7 protein-coding genes are annotated in these 12,706 nt (G+C 71.9%); 3 read left to right on the top strand and 4 right to left on the bottom strand.

From position 1 onward, the window contains the following. Positions 1–14: 14 nt before the first annotated feature. Complete coding sequence (locus GCG21_RS04940) at positions 15–2,240, bottom strand: MMPL family transporter (RefSeq protein WP_370517285.1); 2,226 nt, start codon at positions 2,238–2,240, stop codon at positions 15–17. A gap of 7 nt (positions 2,241–2,247) precedes the next feature. Next, positions 2,248–4,068, bottom strand: coding sequence for an aspartate--tRNA ligase (gene aspS, locus GCG21_RS04945; RefSeq protein ID WP_370517286.1), 1,821 nt, complete (start codon positions 4,066–4,068; stop codon positions 2,248–2,250). 261 nt (positions 4,069–4,329) lie between these two features. Between aspS and GCG21_RS04950 the strand changes: the two genes are divergently transcribed. After that, a complete protein-coding gene (locus GCG21_RS04950; RefSeq protein WP_228760162.1) occupies positions 4,330–6,180 on the top strand; it encodes a DEAD/DEAH box helicase in 1,851 nt (616 codons plus the stop codon). Between the two features lie 180 nt (positions 6,181–6,360). On the opposite strand, the gene hisS is transcribed toward GCG21_RS04950, so the two are convergent. Further along, positions 6,361–7,740: a histidine--tRNA ligase gene (gene hisS, locus GCG21_RS04955; RefSeq protein WP_152818162.1), complete on the bottom strand. Its 1,380-nt coding sequence runs from the start codon at positions 7,738–7,740 to the stop codon at positions 6,361–6,363. A gap of 146 nt (positions 7,741–7,886) precedes the next feature. Between hisS and GCG21_RS04960 the strand changes: the two genes are divergently transcribed. Together GCG21_RS04960 and GCG21_RS04965 are read left to right on the top strand one after the other, a co-directional pair. After that, positions 7,887–8,687, top strand: a complete 801-nt coding sequence (locus GCG21_RS04960) for a peptidylprolyl isomerase (RefSeq protein ID WP_370517287.1) — start codon at positions 7,887–7,889, stop codon at positions 8,685–8,687. Next, on the top strand, positions 8,684–10,249 hold the full coding sequence (locus tag GCG21_RS04965) for a DUF349 domain-containing protein (protein ID WP_152818164.1): 1,566 nt from the start codon (positions 8,684–8,686) through the stop codon (positions 10,247–10,249). The genes GCG21_RS04960 and GCG21_RS04965 overlap by 4 nt, the downstream gene beginning before the upstream one ends. 74 nt (positions 10,250–10,323) lie before the next feature. Here the strand turns inward: GCG21_RS04965 and GCG21_RS04970 are convergent, their stop codons facing one another. Next, positions 10,324–12,639, bottom strand: coding sequence for a bifunctional (p)ppGpp synthetase/guanosine-3',5'-bis(diphosphate) 3'-pyrophosphohydrolase (locus GCG21_RS04970; RefSeq protein WP_370517288.1), 2,316 nt, complete (start codon positions 12,637–12,639; stop codon positions 10,324–10,326). Positions 12,640–12,706: the final 67 nt, after the last annotated feature.

Raw genomic sequence — 12,706 nt, forward strand, 5'->3', positions numbered from 1 at the left:
AGCCTATGCGAGTCTCAGTGGTGCAGCCCGATCCGGGCGTGCAGCCGGCGCAGCGGGGCGGGGGCCCACCAGTTCCACTCGCCCAGGAGGGTCATCGTGGCGGGAACGAGCAGCATCCGCACGAGGGTCGCGTCCACGAGCACCGTGACGGCCAGGGCGATCCCGACCTCCTTGATCGCGAGCAGGTCCCCGAAGGCGAAGCCCGCGAAGACGACCATGATCACCAGGGCGGCGGAGGTGATGATCCGGCCGGTGCGCTGCAGCCCGTCCCGGACCGCGGTGTCGTTGTCGGCCCCGGCGTCGTGGAGCTCCTTGATCCCGGCGAGGAGGAAGACCTCGTAGTCCATTGCGAGCCCGAACCCGAAGGCGACGACGACGGCCACGACATAGGATTCCAGGCCCCCGGCGGAGGTGAAGCCGAGGAGGGACTCGAGGTGCCCCTCGGCGAAGATCCACGAGGTGATGCCCAGGCTCGCCCCGAGCGAGAGCACGTTGATCGCCAGCGCCTTGACCGGCACGAGCAGCGATCCGGTCATGAGGAACAGCAGCAGGAACGTCGCGAGCACGACGATGCCCACCGCCCAGGGCAGGCCGTCGGCCAGCGCGGCGTTGAAGTCGATCTGGTTGGCCGCCTGACCCACGACCCAGAACTCACCGGCCGACGCGGGAACCGGGCCCTCGCGCAGGTCGCGGATCGTGCGGACGACGTCGCTCGCCTCGTCGCCGCCGGCGTCGGTCACGTCGAGGTGCACCCCGATGGTCGCGTACCCCTCCCCCAGGTCCGCGGGCTCGCCGACCCGCGTGACGTGAGCGATCCCGCCGATCTCCCGGGCGAGGTCGGCCGCGATCGGGGCCTCCGCGACGACGGTGAGCTGCGGGCTCGCCGCGGCCGGGAAGTCGGCCTCGATCCGGTCGATGAACTCCCGTTGGCTCGAATCCGAGGGGAGGAGCTCGGTGGTGGAGTTGCGCATCTCCATCGTGAGGGTCGGGGCCGCGAGCACGGCGAGCACGACGGTCACGATCCCGAGGGTCCACCAGGGCCGCCGCTGCACGAGGCCGGCGAGCCGGGAGAAGACGCCGGTGGGTGGGGGCACGTCGCCGAAGCGCCCGAGCGCGGCCCCGAGCCCGGGCACCCGGGTGAGCGCCGAGGGCCGGGCCATGCGCCGGCCCAGGAGCGTGAGCACGGCCGGGACGAGGGTGAGGGAGGAGAGCACGGCGATGAGCACCACCGAGACCCCGGCCGCACCGAGCGAGCGCAGGATCTCCGGGCTCAGCAGCATGAGGCCCGCGATCGAGATCGCCACGGTGATGGCCGAGAACGTGACGGTCCGCCCGGCCGTCGCCATCGTCGCGGCGATCGCGGCCGAGACCGCCGGGTCCTGCCGCCGCCGGCGCCGGCCGTCCTCGCCGGCGATCGCCGCCCGGAGTTCCTGACGGTATCGACTGACGAAGAGCAGGCCGTAGTCGATCGAGAGCCCGAGCCCGAGCACGGTCACGACGTTGACCACGACGCTGTCGAGTTCGAGCACGTAGGAGAAGCCCCACAACGCCCCGAGCCCGCCGGCGATCGAGGCGAGCGCCCCGAGCAGGGGCATACCCGCCGCGAGGAAGCCGCCGAAGACGATGACCATGATGACGAGGGAGATCGGCAGTGCGACGGCCTCCCCGGTCTGGAGGTCCTGCTGGAGCTGGCCGATGATGTCCTCGACCATGATCGACTCCGAGGAGACGATGCCCTGCGCGCCGAGGTCCTCGAGCAGTCCGTCCATCTCGGCGACGACCTCGTCGTGCGCCGCGGCCTGCTCGGCCGGGCTCAGGTCCGGTGCGAGGGAGACGCTCGCGAGGAAGCCGTCGGCGGAGACGAGTGCGGCCGCCCGGGGATCCTCGAGGCCGTCGGGGAAGACGAACGGGTCGACGACGCCGACGACGTCCTCGAGCGCGAACACCTTCGTGTGGAAGACCCCGATCGGGCCGGCGAGCTCGGCCGGATCGCTCAGGTCGACGTCCCACGTGAGCAGCGTCAGGGTCTCCGAGGAGGTCGCGTGCTCGGCGAGCAGCTCCTGACCGATGTCGCTCTCCGACCCGGGCACCTTCGGCTCGCCGGAGTGGAGTCGGTCGAACAGGCCCTGCCCGGCGACCCCGGTGAGCGCCAGCAACAGCAGCGCCGCGGTGGCCACGAGCCAGCTGACGGCGGTGATCTTCGGTCGGCGGGCGATCGCCTCGCCCAGGCGGGTGAACACGAGCGGGCTACGCGCTCGCCGCTCCCGCCCGGGCTGATCCGGTTCCGCCGCCGGCGGCGGCCTGTTCCCCCTTGGGCCGGGCGTCGACGCCGGCCTCACGGCGCTGCTGCGCCGTGATGGGCGCGGGCGCCTGGGTCAGCGGATCGAAACCGCCGCCGGACTTGGGGAAGGCGATGACGTCGCGGATGGACTCCGAGTGGGTGAGCAGGGCGACGATGCGGTCCCAGCCGAAGGCGATGCCGCCGTGGGGCGGCGCGCCGAAGGCGAAGGCCTCGAGCAGGAACCCGAACTTCTCCTGCGCCTCCGCGGCGTCGATGCCCATGACCGCGAACACGCGCTCCTGCACGTCCCGGCGGTGGATACGGATGGAGCCGCCGCCGATCTCGTTGCCGTTGCACACGATGTCGTAGGCGTAGGCCAGGGCGGCGCCCGGGTCCTGCTCGAAGGTGTCGATCCACTCGGGCGTCGGGGAGGTGAAGGCGTGGTGGACCGCGGTCCACGCGCCCTCGCCCACGGCCACGTCGTCGTCCTCGCCGGTCGGCTTGAACAGCGGGGCGTCGACGACCCAGGTGAAGGCCCAGGCGTCGGGGTCGATGAGGCCGGTGCGCTCGGCGATCTCGACCCGCGCGGCGCCGAGCAGCGCCCGGGAGGCCGTCTCGCCGCCGGCGGCGAAGAAGACCGCGTCGCCCGGGGAGGCACCGGTGGCCGCCACGAGCCCGGCCCGTTCCTCCTCGGACAGGTTCTTGGCCACGGGCCCGCCGAGGGTTCCGTCCTCGGCCACGGTGACGTAGGCGAGGCCCTTCGCACCGCGCTGCTTCGCCCACTCCTGCCAGCCGTCGAAGGCGCGCCGGGGCTGGCCCGCGCCGCCGGGCATGACGACGGCGCCCACGTACGGGGCCTGGAACACCCGGAACGGGGTGTCGGCGAAGTAGTCGGTGAGCTCGACCAGCTCGAGGTCGAAGCGCAGGTCCGGCTTGTCCGTGCCGAAGCGGCGCATCGCGTCGGCGAACGTGATCCGCGGGATCGGGGTCGGGATCGTGTACCCGATGAGCTCCCACAGGGCCCCGAGCACCTGCTCGGCCAGCTCGATCACGTCGTCCTGTTCCACGAAGCTCAGCTCCACATCGAGCTGGGTGAACTCGGGCTGGCGGTCGGCGCGGAAGTCCTCGTCGCGGTAGCAGCGGGCGATCTGGTAGTAGCGCTCCATGCCGGCGACCATGAGGAGCTGCTTGAACAGCTGCGGGGACTGCGGCAGCGCGTACCACGATCCGGGCGCGAGCCGGGCGGGCACGAGGAAGTCCCGGGCGCCCTCGGGCGTCGACCGGGTCAGGGTCGGGGTCTCGACCTCGACGAAGCCGGCGTCGTCGAGCACCGCCCGGGCCGCCCGGTTCGCGCGGGCACGCAGGCGCAGGGCGCGCGCCGGAGCGGGCCGGCGCAGGTCGAGGTAGCGGTGGGCGAGCCGGGCCTCCTCGCCGACGGTGATGTTCTCCTCCAGGGCCGTGGAGACCTGGAAGGGCAGCGCGGCGGAGGTGTTGAGCACGGTGACCTCGGCCGCGATCACCTCGATCTGCCCGGAGGGCAGGTTCGGGTTCTCGTTCCCCTCGGGCCGGCGGGCGACCTCGCCCGTGACGGAGAGCACGAACTCCGAGCGCAGCGGGTGGGCCACCTCGTCGTCGCGGATGACGACCTGGGCGATCCCGCTCGCGTCCCGAAGATCGATGAACGCCACACCGCCGTGGTCACGCCTGCGATCCACCCACCCGGCGAGGGTGATGGTCGTGCCGATGTCCCCGGCACTGAGCGTGCCGGCCTCGTGGGTGCGGTACACGGGGAGTCCTCTCGAAGTGCCCTGAATCTGCCGGGCCTCATCCTACGGTGTGCCACCGGCCCCGATTCACGCCGCGAACGGGCCGGTGGTGACGAGCAGCACAGCGCCCCTCCCTGGGAATCGGACCGCCGGCCCCATAGACTTGGACAGCTTCGGAGCCGGCCGCTCGCCCGTCCTTGTGTCACCAGTCAACTGTGTGGGCCTTAGCGGATCTGGACCTGTTCCGGTCCTCGCTCCCCCTCCATAAGAACGGTGTCACCTGTGACCACATTCGCCGATCTCGGCTTGTCCACTGCTGCGCTCGATCGCGTGGCCTCCCTCGGCTTCACCACTCCGACCGATATCCAGATCCAGGCGATCCCGGTGCTGCTCGCCGGCTCCGACGTCGTGGGCGTGGCCCAGACGGGCACGGGCAAGACCGCCGCCTTCGGCCTGCCGCTCCTCGCCCGCGTCGACGCCGACCTCCGGCAGGTCCAGGCCCTCGTGCTCACGCCGACCCGCGAGCTCGCCATGCAGGTCGCCGATGCCGTGGCCGAGCTCGGCGATCGCGCGATCGAGGTGCTGCCCGTCTACGGCGGCTCCCCCTTCGGCCCGCAGTTGCGCGGACTCGCCGGGGGCGCGCAGGTCGTGGTCGGCACGCCGGGACGCGTGATCGACATGATCGAGCGCGGCGCCCTCGACCTGTCGACGGTGCGCTACGTCGTGCTCGACGAGGCGGACGAGATGCTGCGCATGGGCTTCGCCGAGGACGTCGACCAGATCCTCGCCGGCGCCGCCCGCGACCGGCAGACGGCGCTCTTCTCCGCCACCATGCCCGCGACCATCCGCCGCGTGGCCCGCACCCACATGCACGACCCGGTCGAGGTGACCACCTCGCCGGTCACCTCCGCGACCCGCACCATCACCCAGCAGTACGCGGTCGTGCCCTTCCGGCACAAGGTCGGCGCCCTGGGCCGGATCCTCGAGACGACCGAGGCGGAGGCGGCGATCATCTTCGTGCGCACCCGCAAGGACGCCGACGAGGTCGGCGCGCAGCTGAGCGCCCAGGGGATCAACGCCGCCTCCATCAGCGGTGACGTGGCCCAGCGCGACCGGGAGCGCATCGTCGAGCGGCTCCGGTCGGGCCGCCTCGACGTGCTCGTCGCGACCGACGTCGCCGCCCGCGGACTCGACGTCGAGCGGATCGGCCTCGTGGTCAACTACGACGTCCCGCGCGAGGTCGAGGCCTACGTCCACCGGATCGGCCGGACCGGCCGCGCCGGCCGCGCCGGCACCGCCTTCACCTTCTTCACGCCGAAGGAGGCCCACCGGCTGCGTCAGATCGAGAAGGTCACCGGTTCCAAGCTGGTGGAGACCGCCGTGCCCTCCCCGGCCCAGGTGAGCGCCCACAAGGCGCGCGCCGTGCTCGCGGCGGTGCCCGAGCGGATCGGCTCCGGCCGACTCGAGTCCTACCGGGAGCAGCTCACCACCCTCGTGGCCGAGTCGTCCCTCGACCTGCTCGACGTCGCCGCCGCCCTCGTGGCCGCCGGCGTCGGCGACTCCGGTCCCCGCCGAATCGAGCACGACCGCCGCGAGTCCCGCGCGGGCGAGACCGAGCGCTTCGACCGCACGGACCGGTTCGACCGGTCCCCTGCGTCATCGGCGTCCTCGGGACGCGAGGACCGCGGGCGCTTCGACCGGCAGAGTCGCCCGGATCGCTCGGATCGTCCGGATCGACGGGACCGCGGCACCCGGTTCGCGGGCAGCACCGTGTACCGGGTGAGCGTCGGACGCAATCACGGCGTGCGGCCGGAGGGGATCGTCGGGGCCGTCACCGGTGAGGCCGGGCTGCGCGGCTCCGATCTGGGCAAGATCACGATCAACTCGACCTTCTCGCTCGTGGAGATCTCGGCCGACCTCGACTCCGATCAGCTCCACCGGCTCGACCGGGCCATGGTCGCGGGCAAGCCGCTGCGTCTGCGGGCGGACACGGGCCGCGCCCCCCGCGACTTCGATCGTTCCTCCCGAAGCCGGGAGCGGAGCCGGGAGTCCTGGTCGGCGAACCGTCGCCCGAACACTCACGGGGGCGAGCGTCGCGCCGGCGAACGACGCCAGAGCTGGGCGGATCGCTGAGCAGTCGGGCTCGTTCCCACACTCACCCACACTGACCGACACTCACCCACACTGACCGACACTGACACTGCGGCCGGTCGCGGCGCTCCTCGAGCGCCGCGGCCGGCCGCGGCCCTTCCCGCACCGATTCGGTGGGTTCGCGACTGGTCCGTGACTTATTCGCGACTGATTCGCGTCTGATCAGGCGTCGCCGGCGCGCACCCCGGGCCACAGATCGGCCGCGGCCGGCTCCCACGCGCTCGGGTCGGCCGGCTGCTGGTCGCCCGAGCGGATGTCCTTGACCTCGCCGGTCCCGGCCGCGTCCTGCGCGGGGAACCAGACGTACGGAATGCCCCGCCGGTCGGCGAAGCGGATCTGCTTGCCGAGCTTGGCGGCGGTCGGGGCGACCTCGCACGGGATGCCCCGCGCCCGCAGGGCCGCGGCGATCTCCTCGCTGCGGGGCCGGGAGTCCTCGTGCCAGACCGACACGAGCACGGCGCTCGGCACGGACCGGGTCGCCGTCACGAGGCCCGCGCCCAGCAGGCGCGAGACGAGCCGGGTGACGCCCACCGAGATCCCGACGCCGGGATAGGTGCGCTTGCCGTCCGTGGCCAGCGAATCGTATCGGCCACCGGAACAGATGGACCCGAGGCCCTCGTGGCCCACGAGCGTCGTCTCGTAGACGGAGCCGGTGTAGTAGTCGAGGCCCCGGGCGATCTTCAGATCCGCAACGATGACGCCGGGGGCACGCACCATGGCGGCGTCGATGAGCCGGGCGAGCTCTCCCAGCCCCTCCTCGAGCAGGTCGTTCGTCACGCCGAGCGCGCGGACCCGATCGACCACCGAGGTGTCCGCGCCCGAGATCGCGGCCAGCGCGAGGGCGGCCTCGGCCTGCTCGGCCGTCGCCCCCTGCTCCGCCCGCAGGAGCTCGCCGACCGCGTCCGGGCCGATCTTGTCGAGCTTGTCGACCGTGCGCAGGGTGCCGTCGACGTCGGTGAGCCCGATGCCCTGGTAGAAGCCCTGGCAGATCTTGCGGTTGTTCACGCTGATCCGGATCGCAGGCACGCCGATCGAGCGCAGTCGAGCGAACGCGTCGGCGATGACGAGCGGCATCTCGACCTCGTAATGGAACGGCAGGGTGCCGTCGCCGATGACGTCGATGTCCGCCTGGCAGAACTCCCGGTAGCGCCCGTCCTGTGGGCGCTCGCCGCGCCACACCTTCTGGATCTGGTGGCGGCGGAACGGAAAGGCCAGCCGGCCGGCGTTCTCCAGCACGTATCGTGCGAGCGGCACCGTCAGGTCGAAGTGGAGCCCGAGCGTGTCCCCGGCGGTGCCCCGATCCGACGTGGCGTCGGGCTCATCGGGTTCGTCGGCGCCCTGGAGCCGGCGCAGCAGGTAGACCTCCTTCGAGGTCTCCCCCTTGGCGAGGAGCCGGTCCAGCGGTTCCACCGCGCGGGTCTCGATCCCGGCGTATCCGTGCAACTCGAAGGTCCGCCGCAGCGTGTCGAGGATATGGGATTCCACGACGCGTTCGGCTGGGGACCATTCGGGGAATCCGGACAAGGGCGCGATTCTGCTCATGCGACAAGCTTTCCACACCACGACGAAACCGTCGGAACACGCCCGGCCCCGGGGGCCCGCCGTGACCACACCGTGACCCGCAGCGGTCTCGGACCCACCCGCGGACTGCCTAGACTGATGCGCTGAGGTGGCTACGAGGAGGTCGGGTGTCCAAGGAACGGGAGCGCGCTCAGCAGCGCGCGCGCGCCAAGAAGGCCGAGGAACGGCGGGAGCGGGCCGTCCGTGCCCGACGCCGACGCACGGTGATCGTGACCGCGGTGGTGATCTGCGTCGTCCTCGCGCTCGTGATCGTGGTGAACCAGCTCGACGGCGACGGCCCCGGGGAGGGCGCCTCCCCGACGCCGACCGCGGTCGGCTACTCCGACCCTGAAGACACTGCAGACACGACCGGCACTGCCGACACCGCCCCCACGACCGAGGCGCCGGGATACGACGCACCGCCGCCGCCGTCCGAGGCCCGCAACGCCGAGGTGATCGTCCAGACCAGCCAGGGCGACCTCACCCTCGACCTCGACGCGGACGCCGCCCCGCAGGCGGTCGCGAGCTTCGAGTTCCTCGCCGAGGAGGGGTTCTTCGACGGCACCTCCTGCCATCGCCTCCTGCCCTCGGCGCTCTTGCAGTGCGGCGATCCCACCGGCACGGGCACCGGCGGGCCCGGGTATTCCTTCGGTCCGATCGAGAATGCCCCCACCGACCAGATCTATCCGGCCGGAACGGTCGCGATGGCCCGGGTCGGCGGCCAGGGGGATTCGATGGGCTCGCAGTTCTTCCTGGTCTTCGAGGATACGCCGTTGCCGGACGATGCCGCCGGTGGTTATACCGTTATGGGTACGATCACCTCGGGATTGGACGTGTTGCGGCAGATCGGAGCGGCCGGGACCGTCGACGGTTCTTCGGACGGGCGTCCGAAGAACGACGTCATCATTGAAAGTATGGAGATCACGTGACCGAACAGACCCCTGCCACCCAGCCCGAGGCCGACGTGCCCGCGCAGGAGCCCGACGCAGCCGTCGAGCAGCCCGCGGTCACCGACGCTCCACTCGCCGACGCCGCCGAACCGGCCGTGCCCGCTGTGCCGGTCGCTCCCGCTGCCCGCCCCGCCCCGCCGCGGGCCGTGCCGACCCCCGCGATGGTGGCCAAGGCCGTCAAGCCGGCCGCCCCGGCGGTCACCGCCACCCCGGGCACCCCCGTCGCCTCCGCCCCGGCCGGTGCCGCCGCGTCGGCCGCGTCGGAGGCCGAGACCCGGATCGATCCCGCCGATTTCGCGGCCGCGGCCGCGTTCGGCAGGGTGGCACCCGACGGCACCGTGAGCCTGCTCGAGGCCGGGGGCGAACGCGTCATCGGACAGTACCCGGACGTGACGGCGGAGGAGGCCCTCGCGCTCTACATCCGCCGCTTCCTCGATCTCGAGGCGCAGGTCACGCTGTTCGCCACCCGCCTCGACCAGCTCTCCGCGCGCGACCTCGACCAGGGCCTGCAGACCCTGGTCGAGGCGCTCGTCGAACCCGCAGTCGTCGGTGACCTCGAGGGGCTGCGCGGCCGGGTGGAGGAGTTGCGCGCCCGCGTGACGGAGCGCAAGGCCGCCCTCGCCGCCGAGCGGGAGGCAGCGCGCGCCCAGGCCCACGCGCTGCGCACCCAGATCGTCGAGCGCGCCGAGGCCCTCGCCGCGCTCGCACCCGAGAAGGTGCAGTGGCGCGCCCAGGGTGAACAGCTGCGCGCCCTGCTCGACGAGTGGAAGGCCGCCCAGCGCGGTGAGGTCCGTCTCGACCGGGCCGCCGAGGACGAGCTGTGGAAGCGGTTCTCGGCCGCACGCTCGACCTTCGACCGCAATCGCCGCCAGCACTTCGCCGAGCTCGACCGCCGCCACGGGCAGGTCAAGGAGGCCAAGGAGCGACTCATCGCCCGCGCACAGGAGCTCGCGACCTCGACCGACTGGGGCGCGACGTCCGCGGCGATGCGCTCCCTCATGGACGAGTGGAAGGCGGCCGGCCGCGCCTCCCGCAAGGACGACGACGCCCTCTGGGCACGGTTCCGGGGTGCGCAGGACACGTTCTACCAGGCACGCCAGGAGCAGAACGCGGCCACGGACGCCGAATACGGGGCGAACCTCCAGGTCAAGCTGGAGATCCTCGTCGAGGCGGAGAAGCTCGTGCCCGTCACGGACATCGCCGCCGCCAAGAGCGCGCTGCGCGGCCTGCAGGATCGCTGGGAGGAGGCCGGCCGGGTCCCACGCGACGACCTCAAGAGCACCGAGGCGCGGATGCGCGCGGTCGAGCAGGCGGTCCGCGACGCCGACGAATCGCAGTGGAAGCGCACGGATCCGCGGATGCGGGCCCGCGCGGAGGGGGCCGCGGCCCAGCTCGAGGCCGCGATCGCCGACCTGCGCAGCGACCTCGACAAGGCCCGCGCCGGCGGCGACGAACGCCGGATCACCCAGGCCCAGGACGCGCTCGTCGCTCGCGAGGCGTGGCTCGAACAGGTGCTCCGCGCCGCCGAGGACGCCGGCTGAATCCAGCCGGCACCTGCCGACACCGCCCACATTCCGGGGGCGCCCGCTCCGCGAGCGGGCGTCCCCGGACGTGGTCAGTCCTCGGGGGGAACGAGCGCCTTCGGCTTCGCGCCGGTGAGCCGGAAGACGTCGAAGACGCCGTCGATCTGGCGCACGGCGCGCAGCACGTGACCCAGGTGCGAGGGTTCGGCCATCTCGAACAGGAACCGTGAGATCGCCACCCGGTCGCGGCTCGTGGCCACGTTCGCCGAGAGGATGTTCACGTGATTCTCCGTGAGTACCTTCGTCACATCGGACAGGAGTCCGCTCCGGTCGAGCGCCTCGACCTGGATGTTCACGAGGAACACGCTCGTGGTCGAGGAGGTCCACTCCACCCCGATGAACCGCTCCGGTTCCCGCCGCAGGGCCGTCACGTTCGAGCAGTCCGAGCGGTGCACGGAGATGCCCGAGCCGCGGGTGATGAAGCCGACGATGTCGTCGCCGGGCACGGGCGTGCAGCAGCGGGCGAGCTTGACCCACATGTCCGTGTCGTCCATGCCGGAGACGAGCACCGCCGGGCCCGCCGAGCTCGAGCGGGGGCTCGGGCGGCCGGGGAGCGTGGCCTCGGCCAGGTCCTCCTCCGCCCCCTCCTCGCCGCCGAGGCTGCCCACGAGTCGGGTGACGACGTTCGCGGCCGAGATGTGCCCCTCGCCCACGGCCGCGTAGAGGCCGGTGACGTCGCGGTAGGGCAGTTCCTGGATGATTCCGACGAGGTTCTCGGGCTTGAGGAGCCGCTGGATCGGCAGGTTCTGCTTGCGCAGCGCCTTGGCGATGAGGGACTTGCCGGTCTCGACCGCCTCGTCGCGGCGCTCCTTCGTGAACCATTGCCGGATCTTGTTCCGGGCGCGCGGACTCTTGACGAACGCGAGCCAGTCCCGGCTCGGCCCCGCCGACTCCGACCGGGAGGTGAAGACCTCGATCGTGTCGCCGTTCTCGAGGGTCGAGTCGAGGGGCACGAGCCGGCCGTTCACGCGGGCCCCGACCGTGTGGTGGCCGACCTCGGTGTGCACCGCGTATGCGAAGTCGATCGGCGTGGCCGCCGCGGGCAGTGACATGACGTCGCCCTTGGGGGTGAAGACGAAGACCTGCGCGCCGGACATCTCGAACCGGAGCGATTCGAGGAACTCCCCGGGGTCCGCGGTCTCACGCTGCCAGTCCACGAGTTGGCGCAGCCACGGCATCGAATCCGCCTCGGCCTCGCCCTTGCCGCCCGCGGCCCGGCCCGCTTCCTTGTACTTCCAGTGCGCGGCGACCCCGTACTCGGCGCGCCGGTGCATGTCGAAGCTGCGGATCTGGATCTCGACCGGCTTGCCGTTCGGGCCGATGACGGTCGTGTGCAACGACTGGTACATGTTGAACTTCGGCATCGCGATGTAGTCCTTGAACCGGCCCGGCACGGGGTTCCACTGGCTGTGGATCTCCCCGAGCGCGGCATAGCAGTCCCGGACCGAGTCGACGAGCACGCGCACGCCCACGAGGTCGTAGATGTCGGCGAAGTCGCGGCCCCGCACGATCATCTTCTGATAGATGGAGTAGTAGTGCTTGGGCCGCCCGGTCACCGTGGCCTTGATCTTGGCCACGCGCAGATCCTCGCTGATCCGGTCCCGCACGACCGCGAGGTACTCCTCCCGGGCGGGGGCCCGCTCGGCCACGAGGTGGACGATCTCCTCGTACACCTTCGGGTACAGGGTGGCGAAGGAGAGGTCCTCGAGCTCCCACTTGAGCGTGTTCATTCCGAGCCGGTGGGCCAGCGGGGCATAGATCTCGATGGTCTCGCGGGCCTTGCGGGAGGCGGAGTCCGAGGAGACGTACTTCCACGTGCGGGCATTGTGGAGCCGGTCGGCGAGCTTGATCACGAGCACCCGGATGTCGCGGGCCATGGCGATGACCATCTTGCGCACGGTCTCGGCCTGCGCAGCCTCCCCGTAGGTCACCTTGTCGAGCTTGGTGACGCCGTCGACCAGCAGCGCGACCTCCTCACCGAAGTCCTGTCGCAGGCTCTCGAGGGAATAGGACGTGTCCTCGACCGTGTCGTGCAGGAGGGCGGCGGCGAGCGTGGGCGGGGTGAGGCCGAGCTCGGCCAGGATGGTCGCCACGGCCACGGGGTGCGTGATGTACGGATCGCCGCTCTTGCGCATCTGGCCGCGATGGGCGCGTTCGGCCACCGAGTAGGCGCGCTCGAGCAGCGCGACGTCGGCCTTCGGGTGGTTCGCGCGCAGGGCGCGCATGAGCGGCTCGATCGCCGGCGGCGTCGGATGGGCGCCGCGCGACCCGAACCAGACGAGGGCGGAGCGCACCCGCGACCCGGGCACGACCGGGTCGGTCTCGGTGCTGCCGTGTTCCTCGCTCACCACTCAATGATAGGCCCGCGCCCACCCGGGCCCGGCCCATTCGAGCGGGTGCGGGGTCGGTCGCCGC

The organism is Pseudactinotalea sp. HY160 (assembly GCF_009372055.1).
Classification (GTDB): domain Bacteria; phylum Actinomycetota; class Actinomycetes; order Actinomycetales; family Beutenbergiaceae; genus HY158.